The organism is Flavobacterium sp. 5, from assembly GCF_002813295.1.
Taxonomy (GTDB): Bacteria; Bacteroidota; Bacteroidia; order Flavobacteriales; family Flavobacteriaceae; genus Flavobacterium.
Genome location: NZ_PHUE01000001.1, coordinates 1,860,799 through 1,884,918, shown reverse-complemented (window position 1 = coordinate 1,884,918; position 24,120 = coordinate 1,860,799). Strand labels below are relative to the sequence as shown.

The window sequence follows — 24,120 nt, the reverse complement described above, 5'->3', positions numbered from 1 at the left end:
ATTAATCTGATAAAAAAAGTCTTTAAAAAAAATGGATATCATAAAATATGTTGAAAAATGAAAGAATATATGTAATTTTTAATTTCAAAGAACGTTTTCGTTATATGTAAGTTGTTAATAATCAATAAGTTGATTGTTTTGTTTGTTTTGAAAATAATTTTTAATTTTTTTTGCTGTTTTTAAATATTCGTTATAAAAAGTAATATTTTACTTGTAAAATTTGATAAATTCTCAACCTTTTTTTGCCTTAAAAGACCAAAAACAACAAGTTTAAATGTAGTTTTAACACTTAATTATGTTGTTTGTATTGAAAAAGTATATTAAAAAGTGTTTTTTATTCAAATTACTAGGGTCCAATAAAGTTTGTTATGAATGTAAAAGTGACGGTAAAATGGTATTAAAAAATAGATAATCAGGTGTTTGAAATGGTTTATTACTCATTTTAGTGTTATTAGTGTAAAAGCTACACTAAATTAATTTGGTAGTTTTGAGGAAGTTCTTATATTTACGACAAAATATAAATATAGAGATGCTAAATAGTTATAGTACTGAGGACAAAGTTCTACTAGCGGTAGATTGTATCATTTTCGGTTTTGATGAAGGAGGATTGAAAATTCTCTTGATTAAAAGAGATTTTGAACCAGAAAAAGGAAAATGGTCATTGATGGGAGGATTCCTTAAAAAAGAAGAGGTACTAGACGATGCTGCTATTAGGGTTTTAAATACCTATACAGGATTTAATGATATTTATATGGAGCAACTGTATACGTATAGTGAGATTGATCGTGATCCGGTGGAAAGAACTATATCTGTAGCTTACTATGCTTTGATTAATATTGAAAATCATAATGCCGAATTGATTCAGAATTACCATGCCAAATGGTTTAGTGTTTCTGAAGTTCCAAAATTGATTTTTGACCACGATAATATGTTATCACATGCCATTAGAAGATTGCGTTACAGAACATCTATGCGTCCTGTTGGTTTTGAACTTTTGCCTGAAAAATTTAAAATGAGTCAGTTGTTGAAGTTGTATGAATCGATTTTGGATAAAGAAATTGATAAAAGAAATTTCATCAGCAAAATAAATTCTTTGGATATCTTGATAAAATTAGATGAGAAAGATATGACTTCATCAAGAAAAGGTTCGTATCTGTATACTTTTGATAAAGAAAAATATGATGCGAAACTCTTGAATGATTTTGCTATAAATTTTTAAGAACAGAAAATTAGATTTAGTTTTTAAAGTAAATAAAAAAGGAAGTTTCTGCAATAGAAACTTCCTTTTTTTGTGGTATTAAATTTGTTTTCAACTATTTCCTTTTTGGTAATCAGCTAAGAAAGTAGCTAATCCGCTATCAGTAAGAGGGTGTTTTAATAAACCTTCAATGGCGCTTAATGGTCCGGTTATTACATCGGCACCTATTTTGGCACAATTCATAATATGCATGACGTGACGCACAGAAGCTGCTAGTATTTGTGTTTTATAACCGTAGTTATCATAAATTAATCTGATGTCTTCAATTAGTTGCAATCCATCTGTAGAAATATCATCAAGTCTTCCAATAAAAGGCGAAACATAAGTTGCCCCAGCTTTGGCCGCAAGCAATGCTTGACCAGAAGAGAATACTAAGGTGCAATTGGTTCTGATTCCTTTATTCGAAAAGTATTTTATTGCTTTTATTCCGTCTTTGATCATTGGTATTTTCACTACAATTTGTGGATGTAATGCTGCCAATTTTTCTCCTTCGGCAACCATTCCATCAAAATCTGTAGAAATTACTTCGGCGCTTACGTCACCATCTACTAATTCACATATTTTCACATAATGTGCAATAATATTGTCTGCTCCTGTAATTCCTTCTTTCGCCATTAATGATGGGTTAGTGGTAACTCCATCTAATATTCCCAGGTCATTAGCTTCTTTAATGTCTTTTAAATTTGCTGTATCGATAAAAAATTTCATGTCTTTTGTGTTTATATGTTTATAGAATTCTCAACTAAATATTTACTAATTTCCTCACTTACTTGTTTGCTGGTAAATCCGAATTTTTCGTCCAAAACAGTTGCAGGTGCTGAATAACCAAAGTGATCTAGGCCTATAACTTTTCCACTGTCACCAATTAATCCTTCGAGATTTACAGGAAGACCGGCAGTAAGTCCAAAAACTGGTTTTCCTTTTGGAATAATACTTTCTTGATACGATTTGGGTTGTGATTTGAATAAACCTTCGGATATAATGGAAGCAATATTTATTTTTAAATTATGCTCTTTTTCCAAAATTACTGCAGCATCAATAAGTGTAGATACTTCTGATCCATTTGCGATTAAGGTGATGTCTGGATTCGAAGTTTCTTTTACTAAATAACCACCTTTTTTTGCTTCTGTAGCTTCTTCATATCTGGAAGAATTATGAGCTGGAATATCTTTAATATTCTGTCTCGAAAGAATTAATGTGGTTGGTGTTTTGGTGTTTTTCAAAGCAATATCCCAAGCAACTGAAGTCTCGATTGCATCGGCTGGGCGCAAGGCTAGTAAGCTGTTGTGTCCTTTATGGTTTTTTACTTTTTCTAATAAACGCATTTGCGCTTCCTGTTCGATAGGTTGGTGTGTTGGTCCATCTTCCCCAACTCTGAAAGAGTCATGTGTTAGTACATATTTAACTGGAAGTTCTTGGATTGCAGCCAATCGAATAGCAGGTTTCATATAATCTGAGAATACGAAAAATGTTGCTACTACAGGAAGCACACCACCGTGTAATGCAATTCCGTTGGCTATTGAAGTCATTGTCAATTCGGCAACACCTGCTTGTAAAAAGGCACCATTGAAATTATTTTTTTGCAGTACAGATGATTTTTTTAAGAACCCATCAGTTTTGTCACTATTAGATAAATCTGCAGAAGAAACGATTACGTTTTCTACTTTTTCAGCTAAATAAGCCAGTACTGCTGAGGATGCATCTCTAGTAGCAGCATTTGGTTTTTGAACTACTTCACTTAAATCCAATTCTGGAAACTCACCAGATAAAAACAAGTGCATTTTTTGTGCCAATGCTGGATTTTCACTTTCCCATTGACTAATTTTTTGTTTTCTTGAGGTTGCTTTTTGAGTCTTATTAGCTAAAACTTCTTTGTAATGTATACTAACTTCTTCAAAAATGGCAAAAGGATCTTCTGGATTTGCTTTAAGGTTTAAAAGCGTTTTTGTGTAATCTGCTTTGGTGTCTCCAATTGGTTTACCGTGCAATTCACATTCGCCTTCATACATAGTTCCATCAGCCGTAACACAGCCTTTTCCCATGATAGTTTTCCCAATAATTAAAGTGGGTCTTTCAGTTTCATTGTTGGCTGTATCTAATGCTTTTCTAATTTCGGAATGATCATGACCGTTGATGGTGATTACGTTCCATCCCCATGATTCATATTTCATGGCAGTATTTTCAGATGTAACTTCATCGGTCATTGAAGAAAGTTGTACATCATTCGAATCATAGAACATAATAAAATTGTTCAACCCCAAATGTCCTGCGATTCTTCCAGCTCCTTGTGAAATTTCTTCTTGAACACCACCATCGGTTATAAAACCATATATTTTATGATCAAAAAGGCCTTTGAAACGAGCGTCTAGAAATTTTGCTGCGATAGCAGCTCCAACTCCCATAGCGTGTCCTTGTCCAAGTGGTCCAGATGTGTTCTCGATTCCTCTCAAAACATCGACCTCAGGATGACCAGGTGTCACCGAGCCCCATTGTCTGAATTGTTGAAGGTCTTCTTTTTTGTAGTTTCCTAATAAATTGTATTGAGCATACATTAAGGCCGATAAATGTCCAGCATCCATAAAGAAGCGATCTCTAAAAGGCCAATCCATTTGAGTAGGATCAAAATTTAAATATTCAGTGTATAAAATATGCATAAAATCAGCACCTCCCATTGCACCTCCTGGGTGTCCTGAATTTGCTTTTTCTACCATAGAAATAGCCAGTGCTCTTATGTTATCTGCGGCTAATTGGTCGATTTTTTGGTTCATAATCTATTGTATTTGTTTTTTTAATAGTGATTTAATGTTTTCTATTTTTAGTTACTAATGATTAGATTTTGCTTTGGAAAGAATAATCATTTTTATTAAGTGTAGAAATATTTTTTGAATTTTAAACTTGAGATAACTGTAATCTTCTCTTGTTTTAAATTGAATATGTAGCTTTTTGTTTTTTTGATGATAATTTTATCTATTGGCAACTAACTATATTTGAGAGGCTAACGATGAATAAAATAATAAGTGTAAAAAATACATTTGCAAATATAACTAAATTTGTTTTATAAAAACAAAAAAATATAGAATTGCGATTTTGACCTTTGTTTTTTTCAAATTTACCCCTTATAGTACGTTTTAAATAAGCGTTACTTTGCGATATAGATTCAATAATACAGTGGTTTGTTGTTATTGGCTTAATAAATTTGTAGTTAGCTTTGATTAAGTGAATTTTACATACTCAGTTAGTGAAAAGTTTAAAAATTTGGTTAATTTATTTATGCCTGAAGCTTATGCTTTGGGCGTAAATAATAAAAAATCAATTAGAGAGTTTATGATAAAAAAGTAAATAATAATTATTTAAATTTGGTTTTAGTTAGGTTAAAAAGAGGCTGTGTCACTGGAAAAACAGTCTCTTTTTCTTTTTTTTATTCCAACATTTAGGGGAAGTGTGAGGCTAAGTGTAAATTTCGTGATAATTTGATTTTTGAAAGTCTTTGTACTTATTCTATAATGAATTTCTAATAATCAATGCACTTTTGTTTTCAATTTGTTCTTTTTTTCCAGTAAGAACCATTTGGGCTAATATTTTCCCCATGGTTGTAAAATCGGTTGAAATAGTTGTAATTCCATTAGATACTACTTTTTTTAGTGGAGTTTCATTATAGGAAATGATACCAAAATCAGTTCCTAATTTTAGATTTTGTTCTCGAGCTTTCTCAATTACCTGGACCAGATCCCTGTCAATTGGGATGATATAAACACTTCCAGTTGTTATCTCTCTATCAGTAAATTCCTGAATAACTTCATAATCTATGCCGTTTTCCAAACAGTAGTTTTCAAATCCAATTTTCATTCCTGGTGGCTCTCTGAAACCAGGGAAAATCATTATGAATTTTTTGTATTTACTTAGTTTTGTTTTTCCTTTATTCAGCCCTTCAAAGATATCTTTTTTGTGATTTTGATAAATCGCAGGAAAAGATTTCAACTCTTCATTTGTTTGATCCAGGATAATTACGTCATTTACTGGTAGGGTTTTTATAAAAGCAACTACATCGATTAAGTTGGTTGGCATGATGATGTATTTAGTATAATTTCCGTTACAGTCATTTATCAATTTTTGAAAAACCTGTACATTAAAATGGTGAAAAAAAATATCGACTTGAACATTCTTACCAATGTTTTTTAAAAATGAATTATAGATGTCTTCTTTGAAAATATTTAGCTCGTCAAAGAGTAAAAATATTTTTTGTTTTATAGTAATTTCAACACTTTTGACATAATATCCTTTGCCAGGGATGGCATAAATGATTCCTCTTTTTTTCAGGTCATCGTATCCTAATAAGACCGTATCTCGTGATAAATTAAAGGCTAAACAGACTTTATTTACAGAAGGTAGGCGATCTCCTTTTATGAGTTTTTCCTCGTTAATTGCTTTTTCAATTGAATTGATGATTTGTCTGTATTTAGGGACACCAAGGTTGTTTTGGATTGATATGATTTTCATAGCAGATTGCGATTTTTTCACAAATATACAAAAAACTGGTAGGTACTGGTATTGAAATATATATTTAACTTATAATTTTGAAATTTCACAATTCATAATAAATTAATCTAAAAAAAACACAATTCATAAATTTAAACTAAATTTATAGGTGATTTGTTTATTTTGATCTCAGATAAGTAGAGATATATCCGTACAGGTTGTAGGTAGAATAGAATGAGTTTAAAGTAAATTATTTCTAGTATTTGTAAGATATTGACTTATCTAACTTGTAATAATAACATTACTCGTGATATTAAATGATTGGAGGAATAGAAAGAGATAGTATACCTGAGAAAAGTCTAAAAAAATGTTGAGAAATTTATCTGGTTAACATTATAAACATTTTGATTTATAATAATTAGATATTTAAAATAAAATCAATAATCAGTTTGAAAGCATTTTTTTCAAACTTGAATACTGACCGAGAAAAAAATTAATCACTTTTTAAGCTCATTATGGTCAGAATTGATTGAATACCAAAAAACCATTAACTAACCAATTTTTAAAAATTATGATTTTATGAAAAATGCAAAGAACTTAAATCAGCTAACATGGATAAAAGATTCCTTGTTGTCTAAATTTACCTTGTTGATTTTTATTATGACGTGCTGTATCAGTTTGCAAGCTCAGAATAAAATATCAGGATCAGTAATTGATCAAAAAACGTCTCAGACTATTATTGGAGCTTCTATATTAGTTAAAGGGACCACTAATTCTGCAACTACTGATTATGATGGAAGTTTTACTTTAGATGTATCTGATCCTAATGCAATATTAGTTTTTTCATATGTAGGATATGAAAAAGTGGAAGAGGCATTAAATGGAAGAACTCAAATTAAAGTGGCTTTAAAAGAGGAAAACAATGCCTTAAATGAGGTTATTGTAATTGGTTATGGTACTATTAAGAAAAGTGACATGACAGGTGCAGTAGGAGGCTTAAAATCATCTCAGTTAGATTCTCAAAGTAACACAAATGTAGGTAGTGCAATTCAAGGGAAAATTGCAGGTGTAACTGTTGAATCTGCTGGAGGAGCTCCTGGGTCAGGTACCAGAATTCAAATTAGAGGTGCTGGATCATTAAATAATAATAACCCTCTTATTTTAGTTGATGATATTGCTGTTTCTTCTATGAATAATCTTAACCCTAGTGACATCGAGTCTATTCAGGTATTAAAAGATGCTTCTGCTGCTGCAATTTATGGATCTAGAGCTGCAAACGGTGTAATTTTAGTTACAACTAAAAGCGGTAAAAAAGGGGATTTAAAAGTTTCTTTTAACTCTTCAATTGGGGTGTCTAGCGTAACCAATACGTTAGATTTGTTAAATCAAGAAGAATGGGCTAAAGTAAGTACAGCTGCTTATGCTGCTGCTGGAAAAGCACCACTTGCTATTGCATTAAACCCTGAAGTGGGTGGTGCAGGAGTGGATTGGCAAGATCAAATATTTAGATCTGCGGCTACTCAAAATTATTCTTTAGGTTTATCTGGAGGAACTGATAATACAAAATATAGTATGTCTTTAAGTTACTTTGATCAAGAGGGAGTAGTTAAAGAAACTAATTATGATCGTCTTAACTTTAGAGTTAAATCTGATTATAAAAAAGGGATTTTCAAGATTGGAGAAACTGTAATGTTAACCAAAGAAAAAAAGAAAGACTTGCCTGGTGTTCCCGGACAAGGTAGCAATGTTGTTGGGTCTGCTATTTCTATGATTCCTGGTTTTGCTATTTATGATGAAAATGCGGTTGGAGGATATGGTGGAGCATCAGGTGCTGTAACTGATATATTTAATCCGGTTGCTGCACTAAATCTTTTTGATGTTAAAAATGATTACTACCAAGCGCTTATCAATACCTATGTTGAAGCAAGTTTTTTAGATGGTTTTAAATATAAATTAAATGTAGGTGCAACTATTTCTGAACATAAAAGTTATACGTACACTCCTCGTTATGAAGTAGGCGGATTTTTCAAAAACTTGAAAAATACTTTGGCAGAAGGAAGTGATATGACTCAGTATTATCAAGTAGAAAATACTTTAAATTATGCAAAAACCTTCGGTAAACACTCTGTGAATATTTTAGCAGGATACACGGTTTATAACAATAACTATAGATCTAATGTAGGTTCTGTAACTGGATTGCCAGATGGAATACATGTTATGGCAGGTGGAGAAGAGCCTTCATCAGTTGGTTATGCCAGCGAAAATAATTTAGTGTCATACTTAGGTCGTGCTATCTATTCTTATGATAACAAATATATCTTAACAGCGACTTTCAGACGTGATGGATCGTCTCGTTTTAGCCCAGAGAATAAATGGGGTAATTTCCCTTCTATCTCTGCGGCTTGGGGAATTGGTAAAGAAGACTTTTTTACAAAGTTAAATACACCAATATCTGATTTAAAGTTACGTGCTAGTTATGGTGTATTAGGAAATCAAGAAATTGGAGATTACCAATACCTTGGATCTATAACATCTGGAATTAGTTATGCAGTTGGAGAACCAAATACATTGTGGATTGGTAATATTCAACAGGATTACCCAGCCCTTGGTTTGAAATGGGAATCTACTGCAACAGCAAACGTTGGTCTAGATGTTAGTTTATGGAATGGTAAAGTTGATTATACTTTTGATTACTTCCAAAAAGAGACAAGTGATTTGCTTTTAAGAGTACCAGTTCCATTGTCTGTTGGATCAGCAAATGACCCATATACAAATGCGGGTAAAGTTTCTAATAAAGGATTTGAAATGGGGCTTACTTATAACGAGCATGTAGGAGCTGTTAATTTTTCGGTTAGCGCCAATATTTCAAGTGTAAATAATCGTGTTGATGAACTTAGTACAGGAAGTCAAGTATTAGAAGGGTCTGCTGGTTCCTTTCATGGTGCTCCAGTAACATATAGTAAAGTAGGATCTCCGATTTATTCTTTCTTTTTAGTTAAAACAGATGGATTATTTAGATCACAAGCAGAGATAGATGAGCATAGTATAAACGGAGTTCTTATTCAGCCTAGAGCTAAAGTTGGAGATATAAGATACGTCGATTACAACGGTGACGGTCAAATTGACGGAAATGATAGACAATACAGAGGAAGTGCTTTCCCAGACTATGAATACGGATTCAGAATTCAAGCTGATTGGAAAGGACTTGATTTCACTATTGTTGCTCAAGGAACTCAAGGGAATAAAATATACAATGGTAACAATACCGATATAGCTACTGTTAGATCTAATATCAATTATTCGGCTGCAACTTTAGATTCTTATACGTTTAATCCAAATTCAAATTTCCCAAGATTGGATATTGAAGATTTAAATGATAATGGAGCTGATTATTCTGATCGTTTCTTGGAAGACGGATCATATCTTAGAATCAAAACGATTCAAGTTGGATATGCACTTCCTTCTAGTTTAACTGATAAAATTAAAATTGACAAACTTCGATTCTATTTGGCAGGAGACAACCTTTTTACTCATACAAATTATACAGGTTATAATCCAGATGTTTCAAGAGACGGATTAGGTGGTAGAGGAATAGATTACAAATCATACCCTCTAAGTAAAACTATCACTTTTGGAATGCAACTTAACTTTTAAATCGACTAAAATGAAAAAGAAATTAATTATACTATTTTTTATAGGAGGACTTTTATCTATTAGTTCTTGCAGTGAAGACCTAGATTTAGGTAATCCAAATAAATTGACAAATGAATCTTTCTGGAAAACTTCAGCAGATTTAGAATCCGGTGTAGGTACGATATACAATGCCTTAGTTGACAATAATAACGCTGGTTATTGGGAAATACAGTCAATGCAATTAAAAGAAAACAGAACTGAAAACTTTATTGCTCGTAATGATGTACCTGGTCGCTATGCAGTTGCTACATATAAGAACAGCCCAAGTACAGCAGAAACAACAGCTATATACAAGACTTTGTATATAGGTATATTTCGTGCTAATCAGGTAATTCATTATGCTCCACAAATTCAGGGTATTGATGAAACAAAGAGAGAGCAGTTAGTTGCCGAAGCTAGTTTCTTAAGAGGGTTAAACTATTTCTGCTTAGTAACAGAGTATGGTAGTGTGCCTATTTTTACAGACATCGTTACTAATCAAGAGGATTATTTTAAAGCTAAATCAACCGAAGCGGAAGTTTGGAATCAAGTAATTGCAGATTTTGAGCTTGCAGCAACAAGTTCGCTTCCTGAAAATTATCCAGCTGCTTATAAAGGAAGAGCGACTAAGAATGCTGCTATTGCTTATTTAGGAAAAACCTATTTGTACATGAAAAATTGGGTAAAAGCTGAAGAACAATTTACTAAATTAGTTAATAATGAAGGGACTAATGGTTATGGTCTTTTAGATGATTATGCACAACTTTTTGATGGAAAACATGAAAATAGTAAAGAATCTGTTTTTGAAATCCAATTTAGTAAAGTAGGAGGAACAATTATTTGGGGAGGAGAACCTTCTCAACGAACAAGAGCTACAACAATGGCTCAGGAATGTGCTCCTGGTGAAGTAGGTGGCTGGTTTGAATTATTACCTTCAAAAACGTTATTGGATGCAATGCTTCAAGAAAAAACTGCTGATGGTGAATTTGACCCTAGAGCTACAGCTACTTTAGCTTGGAATTATCCTGGTTGTGTTTATTATAAAGCTGATTTTGCAACAAAATTTGGAGCTAATGCCATATGGATCAGAAAAAATCAAAATTGGTGGAATAATGATGAAGGTGACTGGAAATCTGAATTAAATGAATATGCAATGCGTTATGCGGATGTTCTTTTGATGCTTGCTGAAGCTAAAACAATGCAAGGAAATGTAGCAGAAGCGGCTCCATTAGTAAAAAGAATCAGAGATAGAGCAAAATTGGCTGACATATCAATGGTGGGATGGAATCAAACACAAATGATGGATGAAATTATGCACCAAAGAAATGTGGAGTTTGCGCGTGAAGGACTTCATTGGTATGATTTAAGAAGATGGGGTACATTAGAAACTGTTATTAAAGGAAGTTTAAGAGAAGGATATAACAATTTTTCTGCTAAATATAATTACTATCCAATTCCATCAAGTGAGTTGAATAATAATCCTAAAATGACTCCAAATGCACCTTGGTAATAAAGTAGTTCATTTTTGATAATTAGTTTTTTGGGTGTTATTCTTTTAAAACTGCTGTAGAAATTTTGGTTTAATAATACAGGAATTTTTAATGCAAGATAAATTTTTTAGAAGGTATTAAAAACGGTTTAATGTTAGTTAGTAATGAGATATAATTAATCTAATGTAGTTTGTAAAAATTAAATTAGGTTAATATAAATAAGAATCACACCCAGAGACTAATAAATAAAATGGATAAGAATGAAGACAAATGATTAATTGTAGTTTTACTGTAATTAATCATTTGTTTTATTTAAGAATATGGGTTTTTTATCTGTATTTATAAAATCAGATTCAAAAATAATCAGACCTATAAAAATAAGTGTCTGATAAAAACAATTAAGTATGAAAAAAAGAATAATCTTAACCTGTTTTTTAGCTGTTGTTTCTCAAATAGTCCTAGCACAGCTAAAGACCGATAGCAATGATTGGGAAAATCCAGCAATATTTCAGATTAATCGAGAACCAGCAAGAGCAGCTTTTTTACCTTATGCAGATGAATCTTCTGCTATTGCAGATGATTATGCACGTTCGCCTTGGTTTTTAACTTTAGATGGAACCTGGAAATTTGCTTGGTCTCCAACACCAGATCAACGTCCAAAAGATTTTTATAAAACAGATTTTAATACTATAAATTGGAGCGAAATTTCAGTTCCTTCAAACTGGGAATTGAAAGGATATGGGATTCCAATTTATACTAATATAACGTATCCATTTGTTAAAAATCCGCCTTTTATAAATCATGAAGATAATCCAGTAGGATCTTATAAAAGAAGTTTTGAATTGCCTAAAAACTGGAATGACAGACATGTTTTTCTTCATTTTGAAGCAGGAACATCGGCAATGTATATTTGGGTTAATGGGGAAAAAGTAGGCTATAGCGAAAACACAAAAAGTCCAACCGAATTTGATATAACAAAATATGTAAAATCAGGTAAAAATGATGTTGCTGTTGAGGTATATCGTTGGAGCGATGGTTCTTATCTTGAAGATCAGGATTTTTGGCGTTTGTCAGGTATAGATCGTGATGTTTATCTGTATAGTACAGATGATGTTAGAATTGCCGACTTTTTTGCTCGTCCTGATCTTGATGCATCCTATAAAAATGGTAACCTGGCAGTTGATGTAAAGTTAAAAAACATGAATTCTGCTAGTAAAAATGATCAATGTGTCGAAGCTAAATTAGTGGATGCTTCGGGAAAAACAATTTTCACCAAAACAATAAAGGTTAATGTAAAAGCGAATTCTTTTGAATCAATTGTTATTAATCAAGAAGTAGCATCTCCAAAATTATGGAGTAACGAAACACCTAATTTATATACTTTATTATTAAATGTAAAAGATGAGAAAGGGAAACTCATTGAAATAATAGGAACGAAAATAGGTTTTAGAAAAGTAGAATTAAAAAATGGACAGTTGTTAGTTAATGGTATTCGTATTATGGTTCATGGTGTAAATATTCATGAACACAACCCTGTAACTGGACATTACCAGGATAAGGAAATGATGATGAAAGACATTAAACAAATGAAGCAATTAAATATAAATGCAGTTCGTTGCAGTCATTATCCAAACAACTTAATGTGGGTAAAACTTTGTAATCAATACGGTTTATTTCTAGTTGATGAAGCTAATATTGAAAGTCATGGAATGGGAGCCGCGTTACAAGGGCCGTTTGACAAATCAAAACACCCTGGATATCTTCCAGAATGGAAAGCGGCTCATATGGATCGTATCTATAGTTTAGTAGAAAGAGATAAAAATCAGCCTTCGGTTATTCTTTGGTCGTTAGGAAATGAATGTAGTAACGGACCTGTTTTTAAAGATGCCTATAATTGGATTAAAAATAGAGACAAAACAAGATTAGTGCAGTTTGAACAAGCTGGTGAAGAAGAAAATACCGATGTAGTCTGTCCTATGTATCCAACTATGGAGTATATGAAAGAATATGCTGCTCGTAAAAATGTAAAACGCCCATTTATTATGTGTGAGTATGCTCATGCAATGGGTAATAGTACTGGTAACTTTCAAGAGTATTGGGATGTTATTAAGAGTAGTGATAATATGCAAGGAGGATTCATTTGGGATTGGGTAGACCAAGGATTTGAAGTAAAAGATGAAGCTGGGCGCAAGTATTGGGCATACGGTGGTGACATGGGAAGCGAAAATTATACTAATGATGAGAATTTTTGCCATAATGGATTAGTTTGGCCAGATCGTACTCCGCATCCAGGTGCTTTTGAAGTAAAGAAAGTATATCAAGACATCATTTTTAAAGATGCTGATGTAAAGAAAGGTCTTATCGAAATCGAGAATGGATTTGGTTATACCAATTTGGATAAATACTCATTTAAATATGAAGTCTTAAAAAATGGTTCAATTATAAAAACGGGAACTTTTGATGTTAATCTTGATCCTCAACAAAAAAAGCAAGTTCAACTTGAATTGCCAAATATTAGTGCAAAAGATGGTGAAGAATATCTTTTAAATGTTTTCGCTTACGCCAAAGAAGGAACAGCAGTTATGCCTGAAAATTTTGAAGTTGCCAGAGAACAATTCTCATTGGCCGAAAGTAAATATTTCGCTAAAGTTGTAGATTCAAAAGGGAAAGCAAACCTAACTGATGAGGCAAATAGTATCACAATTAAAGCTGCTTCAGTTGAAGTTGTAATTAATAAGAAAACAGGTTTGATGCAACAATACAAATCCAATGGAGAGCAAGTTTTCAATCAGTTGCCAGTTCCTAATTTTTGGCGTGCTCCAACAGATAATGATTTTGGAAACTACATGCAAGTATACAGTAATGTTTGGAGAACAGTTGGAAGAATTAGTTCATTAGATAAAATCGAGACAAAAGAAGAAGGTGGTAAAACAACAGTTGTTGCTACTCTTTTTTTTAGTGACATTGCTTCTTATTATACCATTACGTATTCTATGGATGCTGATGGAAGTTTAACGATATTCAATTCGTTTAAAGCTGGTTCAAATCCATTATCTGAAATGCCACGTTTTGGAATGTTATTTTCATTAAAAAATGAATTTGAGAACTTTCAATATTATGGTAGAGGTCCTTGGGAAAATTATAATGACAGAAACACTTCTTCATTAAAAGGAATTTATCAAAGCAAGGTTGCTGATCAATATGTTCCATATACAAGACCACAGGAAAATGGGTATAAGACAGATGTTCGTTGGTTAACACTCACAAACGCTAATGGAAACGGAATTCAAATTGAAGGTTTACAATCATTGGGTGTAAGTGCGTTAAATAACTATCCAGAAGATTTTGATCCTGGGTTGACTAAAAAATACCGTCATACAAATGACATCACTCCTCGTAAGGAAGTTGTAGTTTGTGTTGATTTAAAACAAAGAGGAGTTGGTGGTGATAATAGTTGGGGACAACTTCCTCATGAACAATATCTTCTAAAAGGGAAAGAGTATAGTTATGGTTTTGTAATTAGACCAGTAAAAAAATAAAAGCAGTGTTATTGAAAGAATTGAGGACACTAAAAATAAAATTATGGAAGAAAATTTGAGAACCAATTTTAAGAGAAAAGCAATATTCACTTTGTGTTTTGTATTAAGTGTCATTAGCTTATCAGCTCAAAAAGTGATTATTCCAATAGCAACAGACAGTAATTTGCTGCTGTTGCAAACGGATAAGGATAATAAGCTTAAAACAGTTTATTTTGGAAAACCACTTCAAAACGCAAGTGAATATTCATTGGTTGCCAATGCGTATAACTTTAATGATGATAACGCTGGAATCTATAATTCGGTATATACACCAGCAGGTACTTGGAACTTATCCGAAGCTGCAATACAAGTAAAACATGCCGATGGGAATCCTTCATTAGAACTAAAATACGTTAGTCATAAAACAGAAAAAATAGATAGTAATTCATCACTTACAAGTATTGTCTTAAAAGATCCTGTTTATCCGTTCGAGGTTACTTTGTTTTATAAAGTCTGGCCAAAAGAAAACGTAATTGAGCAATGGTCTGAAATAAAGCACAAAGAGAAAAAAGCGGTTTTGTTGCAAAAATTTGCTTCGGCTAATTTATATTTTACCAATAAAGATTTTTATCTAACAACTTTTCAAGGGGAGTACTTGAAGGAAATGCAGCCTATTGAAACAAAGCTTCAACAAGGAATTAGAACTGTGGATTCAAAATTGGGAACAAGAAGTATGTTGTTGCAAAGTCCTAATTTTATGCTGTCTTTTGGAAAACCAGCATCAGAAACTGAAGGAACTGTTATGTTAGGTCAATTAGCCTGGAGTAGTAATTTTAAACTTGATTTTGAGATTGATTCTTATAAAAATCTTCGCTTGATTGCAGGTATTAATCCATACGCTTCAGAATATCTTTTACAACCAAATGAAGTTTTCAAAACACCTTCTTTGGTTTATGCATTGTCTAACAACGGTACTGGTGAAGCGAGTCGTAATCTTCATGATTGGGCAAGAAAATATAGATTGCTAGACGGTCAAGGCGAAAGACTTACTTTGCTGAATAACTGGGAGGCGACATATTTTGATTTTGATGAAAACAAAATCGCTTCCTTGTTTAAGGATGCTAAAGATCTTGGAGTTGATATGTTTTTGCTAGATGATGGATGGTTTGGAAATAAATACCCAAGAAACGATGATAAAGCAGGTCTTGGTGACTGGCAGGAAAATGTAAAAAAGCTACCTCATGGTTTAGGATATTTAGTAAAAGAAGCTAAAAAAGAACAAATTAAATTTGGTATTTGGATAGAACCTGAGATGGTAAATCCAAAAAGTGAGCTGTATGAAAAACATTTGGATTGGGTAATTCGTCAGCCAGAAAGACCAGAGATTTATTATCGTAATCAATTAGTGCTGGATTTGTCTAATCCAGAAGTACAGGATTTCGTGTTTGGAATCGTAGATAATCTTTTTGTAAAAAATCCGGAGTTGGCATTTATAAAATGGGATTGTAATGCCGTTATTTATAATGCGTATTCAGCATATCTTAACAAAAAAGGAATTCCTCAATCTAATTTGTACATAGATTACATAAAAGGGTTGTACAAAGTATTGGAAAGAATACGTGCTAAATATCCTAAAGTACCAATGATGTTATGTTCTGGTGGTGGTGGCAGAGCTGATTATGAATTCCTTAAATACTTTACCGAATTTTGGCCAAGTGACGATACAGAACCTATAGAGAGAATATTTATGCAATGGGATTACTCCTATTTCTTCCCATCAATCTCTTCTTGTAATCATGTGACAGATTGGGGTAAACAACCCTTAAAATTTAGAGTCGATGTGGCAAGTATGGGTAAATTAGGTTTCGATATTGTTGCGAGTCATCTTAACGATAAGGATAAGATATTCTGTAAACAAGCCATTTCTAACTATCATTCTTTTAAGGATGTTGTATGGCATGGCGATTTATTTCGTTTGGTAAATCCACATGAAAATGATATTTCAGCTTTAATGTATGTTGCTAAAGATCAGAGCAGAGCTATTGTTTTTAATTATTTAGTGAACAATCGTTTAAAAATGACGGCAACACAACTTCCAGTCGTTCTTAAAGGACTTAATCCAAATAAAAAATATACTGTAAAGGAAATTAATTTATATCCAGAAACAAGTTCGTCAATTGCAGCAGATGCTATTTTTTCTGGAGATTTTCTTATGAAAACAGGAATTAATCCGAATGTTACTTTACAAAGAACAAGTGTTGTTCTCGAAATAAACGAAGTAAAATAATTGGAGTTAATCAGCTCAGATTAGAAAAATAAAAACAACCCCAAACGCTCTGTTTATTTTTAATGTACGGGGTTGTATTAATTATTTTTTTGTAAAAGGTCAAAATCGCAATTTCATTGTTTATTAGTGTAATAAGCAATGAAATTGCGATTTTGACCTTTATTTTTTTCCAATTTACCCCTCATATTACTTTCTAAATAAGTTTTACTTTGTAGATGTAAATTCAATAATACAGTGGTTTGTCGTTATTGGTTTAGTAAATTTATTATTGTTTTTGTTTATGTGAATTTGTAAAATTTACTAAGAAAAAAAATATAAATTTTTGGTTCATTTATTTATACCTGAAGTAGTTGCTTTGGGTATAAATAATTAAAAAAAAATTAAATAGAATGAGGTTTTGCCTATAGAGGTAAATTTGTTTGAAAATAATAATGATTCCATTATGTACTTCTTTTTTTAATGGAGTTTGGTTTTAGGAAATGATACCAAAATCAGTTCCTAGTTTTCGATTTTGTTCTCGGGTCTTCTCAATTTCCCGAACGAGATTACTATCACTTGGGAAGATATAAACGCTTCCTGATGTTCTATTGTTTACTATGAATTCGTGAATGATTTCATTAGTAAGTATGTGCTCAATATAATTGTTTTAAGACTGATTTAATCACTAAAAACCTTTAGAAACAGACGAAAACTATAATGTTTTTTGTTTTTTAAGTTCTGTTTTTATTTTATTCAGTTTTTTGAGGATATTTTTTTTATTTTGATAAATCATTGGGAAGAATTTTAGCTCTTCATTGGTTTGATGCAATATGATTACATCGTTTACTGGTAGGGTTTTTATAAAAAAAATTACATCGATTAAGTGATTGGTGTGATGATGTATTTGATGTAATTACGGTAACAATAATTTATCAATTTTTAGAAAAGCTTAACATTAAAGTTATAAAAAAAATCTCCTCTTCAATATTTTTATATATGCCTTTTAAAAACGAGTTGTAGAAGTATTCCTTGAAAATATTTAGTCCGTTAAAAAGTAAAATATTTTTATTTAACATTGATAATCAGTATCTTATTATGAGTATTCTTCTTAAGAATGTCATGCGCACTTCCTGTTTTTTGATATTATTATTTTTATTAAGACGGTTGTTGAGATATAAAAATGACCAAACACACTTTGTTTACTGATAGGGAAAAAACATATTTAGTAAGTTTTTCCTTTTCAATTACTTTTTCAAATGAATTAATAATTTATCTGTATTTCAGATCAATAAGTTTCTTTGGATTAGAAATAATTTTTACCGTACTAATAATATTTTTACTAATACTCAAAAAACTGGTAGGTACTGGTATTTAAATGTAAAATTAACACATAATTTTGAAATTTCATATTTCATAAAAAATAAAGCAAAAAAAACAATTAATATTGTTTTTAAACGAATTATATATCGATTTTTCATTAAATCCGATAATATGATCTAGGATTCTTTTTGGCTAATAATGCTAATCGCTTGAATTCTATTTATATAAATATGTTTTTTTGTTTCGATTAAGATTTATACCTGAACAGGTAGTTCAAATATAAAATTACCCAAGTTTATTAAAGAGAATACCCAATGCATGAACCAATAACTAAACCACAATCAATTTAATTTAAAAAAAGTATGAAAAAAATTTACAAGAAGTTGTTATTTTTATTTCTCCTACTTCCATTTTGCGCCTTTTCGCAGAATGTAGTAAAAGGGACTGTTCTGGACAGTGGTTCAGGACAACCCATACCCGGAGTAAATGTAAAAGTACAAGGGACTCCAAATGGTGTCTCAACTGATTTTGATGGAAAATTTCAGATTCCAAATGCAAAGCAAGGCGATAAAATCGTTTTTACATTTATGGGGTATAAAAATGAAATTATAACCTTTACTAATCAAAAAACTCTTACCGTAAGCCTTGAATCAGAAGCTAATCAACTGGTTGAAGTGAAAATCCAAGTTGGGTACGGTTCAGTGAAAAAGAAAGACGCAACAGGTGCTGTTGTCGCTTTAGGAGCTAAAGACTTCAATAAAGGGGCAAATGTTACTACTGAAGATTTATTCAAAGGAAAAGTAGCAGGTTTAACTGTGAACTCTACTGGAGCTCCAGGTGCTAAATCCGAAATGAGAATTAGAGGAGGAAGTTCCCTGTTTGCAAGTAATGATCCACTTATCGTTATCGATGGATTGCCATTGGATAATAATACAAATATTGGATCTTCTTCATTTTTAGCATCACTAAACCCTAGTACAGTAGAGTCGATTGCTGTTTTGAAAGACGCTTCTGCAACTGCTATTTATGGTTCTAGAGCTTCTAATGGTGTAATTATTATAACAACCAAAAAAGGAAGTAAAACTTTGGCGGTAGATTATAATGTAATGTATGGATTTGGTAAGCTTGTAAAAACAGTAGATGTTTTTAGTGCTGATGATTATCGTGCGTTAATTGCAGAAAGTGATAAAAATAGAGGGACAAATTATAGTAGTAAATTGGGTACTGCTAACACAGATTGGCAAAAAGAGATCTATAGAAGCACTGGGTATTTAGACCAAAATTTGTCAGTAAGAGGAAATCTTTTAAATGTTATTCCAACAAGTTTGACTTTAGGGAATACTAATCAACAAGGATTAAGATTAACTAATGAGTTCGAGAGAAATACTGTTGGATTGGTTATGAATCCTGCTTTTTTTGATAATCATTTGAAATTAAAATTGGCAGCTAATTATGCTAATGAGAAAAACAGATTTACAGACGGAGTAGAAGGAGCAGCTATTGGGTTCGATCCTACACAACCTGTTCGTGTAGACGGAGCACCTTATGGAGGATTTTTTGAATATACTACAGGAATTAATAGTGATGGAAAATATACTTTGGATCCTAATTCGGCTAGAAATCCTGTTTCTCAATTATTGATGGTCAATGATAGAGGTACTAGTAATAGAGTTTTTGGTAATTTCGAAGTGGATTATAAATTACATTTCTTTCCTGATTTAAGAGCAGTTGTCAATGTTGGGTTTGACCAATCGAATGGAGAAAGAAAAAGATTAGTAGGAGACGATGCTGGTTCTGCAGCAGCTAATAATAATGTTCCTTATGGTACTAACGAATATACAGAAGCAACCAAAAGAAATAAATTATTAGATACCTATTTTGCATATAACAAGAAAGTTAACGAATTTAATATTGATGCTACAGCTGGATATTCGTATCAAAGATTTGAAAGCACTAAATTTGAAACAGGTAATATTTTGAATCCTGATCTGGCGTCAACTTTTCCTGAAACAACTATCGATACTGATGTGGTTTTAATAGGTTTGTTTGGTAGAGCCAATATTAATTTTCAAGACAAATATTTATTGACTTTGTCTTATAGAAGAGACGGATCTTCTCGTTTTGAAGAAGAAAATCGTTGGGGTAATTTTCCAGCAGCAGCTTTTGCATGGAAAATGAAAGAAGACTTTTTTAAAGACAGTAAAACGATATCCGACTTTAAATTTAGAGTGAGTTATGGTATTACAGGACAACAAGACATACCAGAGCCAAATGGTTATTTACAAAAATATAACCTTGGTGGTGGTAACTCACAGTATTATTTTGGAGATGTTTCAATGCCAGTTGCATTGCCAAGCAAAAGAACTAAAGATTTGAAATGGGAGGAAACTTCAGTTTTTAACATAGGTGTAGATTTTGGACTTTTTAATAATCGTCTAACAACAGCTGTAGATGTATTTGCTAAAGAATCTAAAGATTTGTTGGTAAATGCGGCAATTTCTGACGGTAGTAACTTCTCGAATCGAGTGTATCAAAACGTAGGCTCGTTTACAACTAAAGGGGTAGAGCTAAGTATTAATGCTATTGTATTGCAATCGGATAGTTTTAATTGGAATGTAAACTTGACAGCTACTAAATTTGAAAGAAGAATTAAAGATTTGGTTAATAATACCGATATTCTTTTGGGAGATAATATTGCTGGTACAGGGACTCCTGGGCAAGTTTTTAGCGAAGGCTATGCACCTTACTCTTATTATGTTTTCAAACAATTATATGATACAGCAGGGAAACCTATTGATGGTGCTTTTGCTGATATTAATGGTGATGGTGTGAAAAATGATGCTGATAAATATATTTATCATAATCCCGATCCAGATGCTGTATTTGGTTTTTCTTCTAGTATGAATTACAAGCATATTGATTTTTCATTCAATTTGAGAGCAAGTATTGGGAATCGAATTTTTAATGCAATTGATGCTTCTAGAGCACAGTTTGATAACTTAGAAAATGGAGGAGTGTTAAGTAATGTTCCGTCTTCAATATTACAAACTGGTTTTCAAACTACTTCAAATGTGGTATTGTCTGATATTTATATAGAAGATGCTTCTTTCTTAAAAATGGATAATATCTCATTGGGTTATACTTTTACAAATTGGTTAAATGATAAGGCTACATTAAGAGTTTCAACTGGAGTTCAAAATGCATTTGTAATTACTAAATACAGTGGATTGGATCCTGAAATTACAAACAATGGTGTAGATAAAACCATTTATCCAAGACAACGATCTATTTTGTTTGGTCTTAACATCAAATTTTAAAAATAAAATCATGAAAAAATATATATATATATCCATTTTAGTACTCACAACGGTACTTCAATCATGTACCAATGACTTAAATGTTGTGTCTGAAGATGATGATGTTTTGTCTTCTGATGCATTGTATGCTTCTCCAGGAGGATACGAAAAAGCATTTGCAGGAGTATATGGTAATCTTACTTTGACAGGGGTTATTGGTCCAAATGACTCTTCGCTGGAAGGTGTTGATGCTGGAACAAGCCAGTTTACCAGATGTTTATTGTATTTGCAGGATTTAACTACAGACGAATTAGTTTGGAGTTATGAAGCCGATAGCGGTACTGCCGAATTGCAAAGAAATATTTGGACAGCTGCCAATCCTGTAATTTTAGGTATGTACAGTAGAACAATGGCTTCTGTGGCTTATGCCAATGAGTTTTTGCGTCAAAGTACTCCTGAAAAATTGCAATCAAGAGGAATTACTGATGCTGCAAAACTTGCAGATATTGCACTTTACAGAAAAGAAGTTAAAGTATTAAGAGCTTATGCTTATTATAATATGATGGACTTGTTTGGTAAAGCTCCAATGTACACAGAGGATGATCCTATCAATTACGCTGGACCTGAATTTAGCAGAAAACAGTTATTTGATTTTGTTGAAACTGAATTATTAGCAGTTATTCCAGATTTGAAACCAGCACGTACCAATGTTTATGGTAGAGTAGATCAAGGTATGGCAAGAATGATTTTAGCCAAAATTTATTTGAATGCTCAAGTATATGTTCAGGAAGATCGTTATGATGATTGTGTGACCAAGTGTGAAGAAATAATTGCAGGAGGCTATACTTTGAAACCGAATTACCTAGATAACTTTAAAGCTGATAACAATACTTCTGAAGAAATCATTTTTGGTATTCAATCTGATGGAGTGGTTTCTCAAAACTGGGGAGCAACTACAGTTTTGATTAATGGTGAAATTGGGGTATGGGAAAATAATGCTGCCGATTTTGGAATTGGTGGATGGAGTGGTGCACTTCGAATCAGAAAGCAATTTGCGCAAAAATTTGATGGAGGAAAATTTAATCAAGATACTAGAAAAACTATTGGAACTGGTGTACAAGGTGATCCTTCAAAGCAAAGACCTATAGATATTGCTGATCTTGGAGTAAAAACGCAAGGCTATATTTTATCTAAATATTCAAATAAAACTTCTACAGGTGCAAATGGTAGTAGCTCTACTTATGCTGATACTGATTTTCCACTATTTAGATTAGCAGATGTTTATTTAATGTATGCCGAAGCTACACTTAGAGGTGGTAACGGAAATGCAACTCAAGCTTTAACTTATGTAAACGCTTTGAGATTGAGAGCCAATAAAAATTCGACTGTTGGAAATATTACCGCAAGTGATTTAACTCTTGATTTTATAATTGATGAAAGAGCACGTGAATTACACTGGGAAGCTCATAGAAGACAAGATTTAATTCGTTTTGGTAAATATACTGGTGGTTCTTACAATTGGGCTTGGAAAGGAAATGCTTCAACTGGAGTTTCAATTCCATCGTTTATGAGTGTTTTCCCAATTCCTGTTGGTTCATTGGGAGCTAACCATAATTTACATCAAAATACAGGTTATTAATCTGTTATAAATAAATTGAACAAAACTCATGTGCATGGTTTGACAATTGGTAGTTAAAGCCAAAAAAAACATGCAAATTTAAAAAAAACTATAAAATATTAACATATGAAAAATATATTCAAACATTTTATTGCACTGGCACTTATCTTAGGAATGTCGTCATGTGAAAACGAAGAGAATTTCATGCTTTTAGAACCTCAAGCTGGTAGTTTTTCTATCATTACTCCAGATAATGGTTCTTCGGTTGTGTTAAACGAGGACACACCAGATAATACTGCTTTGACTCTAACTTGGGAAGCAGTAGATTATGGAACGCCAACAGTTGTAACTTATACTATCCAATTAGCAGCTAGTAATACTGATTTTGCTGCTCCAGTAGATGTTTCTTCAGTAACGACAACTCATGCAACTATGACTGTTGCTGAATTGAATACAAAAGCTTTAGATCTTGGATTAAAGGCAGACGAACAGGGAACTATTGATATTAGAATTAAATCAACTGTTGGGACTACAGGATCAGAGCCTAAACTTTCTACTCCAATAACAATTATCGTAACACCTTATGCAGGAGTTTTCCCTTCAAAAGATTTGTATTTAATTGGTCCGGGAACTTCAGCGTTATGGGATGCAAATATGGCTGTTGTGCCAATTTTTAGAGATCCACTTGATCCAGCTAAACAATATTATACAGGTTACTTTACAGCTGGTGGATTTAAATTGCTTGAGCAAACTGGTTTTTGGGCTCCAATGTATGGTGCAAATGGCGACAAAGTACAATACAGAGCTACAGAAGGTGATGCAGATCCAGGACTTTTCCCTACTAATGCTGATGGTTATTATACTTTTGCAATTGATATTAAAGCATTGACTTATACTATTTCTTCTTATACAGGGACGAAGACTGATTATAATGCAATTTCTGTAACAGGTTCTGTATTAACAGGCGATGATAATAACTGGAGTGTGGATGTTCCTATGGTTCGTTCAACATTCGATTCTCATATTTGGAAAGTTACTCAAGAGTTAGTGCAAGGAAAAATGAAATTTAAAGCTAATAATAGCTGGGATGTAAGTTGGGGAGATAGCTCCGGAGCTAATATTTGGGTAGAAACTACAGGAAAATACGATATCTGGTTTGATGATATCGATGGTAGATATATGTTAATTCCAGCACTATAATACGTA

Annotated in this window: 11 protein-coding genes; 8 read left to right on the top strand and 3 right to left on the bottom strand. The window is 32.3% G+C overall.

Annotated features, from left to right (window positions below):
• The first annotated feature begins 529 nt into the window (after nt 1-529).
• The gene (locus tag CLU82_RS07690; protein ID WP_100842536.1) at nt 530-1,219 is read left to right on the top strand and encodes an NUDIX domain-containing protein; all 690 of its coding nucleotides are present in this window, start codon (nt 530-532) and stop codon (nt 1,217-1,219) included.
• 90 nt (nt 1,220-1,309) lie between these two features.
• Here the strand turns inward: CLU82_RS07690 and fsa are convergent, their stop codons facing one another.
• From fsa to CLU82_RS07675, 3 genes are all read right to left on the bottom strand, one after another.
• Nucleotides 1,310-1,966, bottom strand: a complete 657-nt coding sequence (gene fsa / locus CLU82_RS07685; protein WP_100842535.1) for a fructose-6-phosphate aldolase — start codon at nt 1,964-1,966, stop codon at nt 1,310-1,312.
• A gap of 11 nt (nt 1,967-1,977) precedes the next feature.
• The gene (locus CLU82_RS07680; RefSeq protein WP_100842534.1) at nt 1,978-4,026 is read right to left on the bottom strand and encodes a transketolase; all 2,049 of its coding nucleotides are present in this window, start codon (nt 4,024-4,026) and stop codon (nt 1,978-1,980) included.
• Nucleotides 4,027-4,756: 730 nt separating this feature from the next.
• On the bottom strand, nt 4,757-5,755 hold the full coding sequence (locus CLU82_RS07675) for a substrate-binding domain-containing protein (RefSeq protein ID WP_100842533.1): 999 nt from the start codon (nt 5,753-5,755) through the stop codon (nt 4,757-4,759).
• A gap of 558 nt (nt 5,756-6,313) precedes the next feature.
• Here CLU82_RS07675 and CLU82_RS07670 point away from each other — a divergent pair.
• The 7 genes from CLU82_RS07670 (at nt 6,314) to CLU82_RS07640 (ending at nt 24,114) form a co-directional block, all read left to right on the top strand.
• Entirely contained in the window at nt 6,314-9,388 is a 3,075-nt protein-coding gene (locus tag CLU82_RS07670; RefSeq protein WP_232735230.1) for a TonB-dependent receptor, read from the top strand.
• 10 nt (nt 9,389-9,398) lie between these two features.
• The gene (locus CLU82_RS07665; RefSeq protein WP_100842532.1) at nt 9,399-10,916 is read left to right on the top strand and encodes a RagB/SusD family nutrient uptake outer membrane protein; all 1,518 of its coding nucleotides are present in this window, start codon (nt 9,399-9,401) and stop codon (nt 10,914-10,916) included.
• 384 nt (nt 10,917-11,300) lie between these two features.
• Nucleotides 11,301-14,435, top strand: a complete 3,135-nt coding sequence (locus CLU82_RS07660) for a glycoside hydrolase family 2 TIM barrel-domain containing protein (RefSeq protein WP_100842531.1) — start codon at nt 11,301-11,303, stop codon at nt 14,433-14,435.
• Nucleotides 14,436-14,478: 43 nt separating this feature from the next.
• Complete coding sequence (locus CLU82_RS07655; protein WP_100842530.1) at nt 14,479-16,701, top strand: alpha-galactosidase; 2,223 nt, start codon at nt 14,479-14,481, stop codon at nt 16,699-16,701.
• Nucleotides 16,702-18,362: 1,661 nt separating this feature from the next.
• Entirely contained in the window at nt 18,363-21,317 is a 2,955-nt protein-coding gene (locus CLU82_RS07650; protein WP_100842529.1) for a SusC/RagA family TonB-linked outer membrane protein, read from the top strand.
• 10 nt (nt 21,318-21,327) lie between these two features.
• On the top strand, nt 21,328-22,935 hold the full coding sequence (locus tag CLU82_RS07645) for a RagB/SusD family nutrient uptake outer membrane protein (RefSeq protein ID WP_100842528.1): 1,608 nt from the start codon (nt 21,328-21,330) through the stop codon (nt 22,933-22,935).
• 105 nt (nt 22,936-23,040) lie between these two features.
• Entirely contained in the window at nt 23,041-24,114 is a 1,074-nt protein-coding gene (locus CLU82_RS07640; protein WP_100842527.1) for a SusE domain-containing protein, read from the top strand.
• Nucleotides 24,115-24,120: the final 6 nt, after the last annotated feature.

Bases quoted from the DNA above. Each gene is read 5' to 3' on its own strand.
- CLU82_RS07675 (WP_100842533.1), bottom strand. From the start codon at position 5,755: ATGAAAATCATATCAATCCAAAACAACCTTGGTGTCCCTAAATACAGA.
- CLU82_RS07645 (WP_100842528.1), top strand. From the start codon at position 21,328: ATGAAAAAATATATATATATATCCATTTTAGTACTCACAACGGTACTT.
- CLU82_RS07660 (WP_100842531.1), top strand. From the start codon at position 11,301: ATGAAAAAAAGAATAATCTTAACCTGTTTTTTAGCTGTTGTTTCTCAA.
- CLU82_RS07650 (WP_100842529.1), top strand. From the start codon at position 18,363: ATGAAAAAAATTTACAAGAAGTTGTTATTTTTATTTCTCCTACTTCCA.
- CLU82_RS07640 (WP_100842527.1), top strand. From the start codon at position 23,041: ATGAAAAATATATTCAAACATTTTATTGCACTGGCACTTATCTTAGGA.
- CLU82_RS07680 (WP_100842534.1), bottom strand. From the start codon at position 4,026: ATGAACCAAAAAATCGACCAATTAGCCGCAGATAACATAAGAGCACTG.
- fsa (WP_100842535.1), bottom strand. From the start codon at position 1,966: ATGAAATTTTTTATCGATACAGCAAATTTAAAAGACATTAAAGAAGCT.
- CLU82_RS07690 (WP_100842536.1), top strand. From the start codon at position 530: ATGCTAAATAGTTATAGTACTGAGGACAAAGTTCTACTAGCGGTAGAT.
- CLU82_RS07665 (WP_100842532.1), top strand. From the start codon at position 9,399: ATGAAAAAGAAATTAATTATACTATTTTTTATAGGAGGACTTTTATCT.
- CLU82_RS07670 (WP_232735230.1), top strand. From the start codon at position 6,314: ATGAAAAATGCAAAGAACTTAAATCAGCTAACATGGATAAAAGATTCC.
- CLU82_RS07655 (WP_100842530.1), top strand. From the start codon at position 14,479: ATGGAAGAAAATTTGAGAACCAATTTTAAGAGAAAAGCAATATTCACT.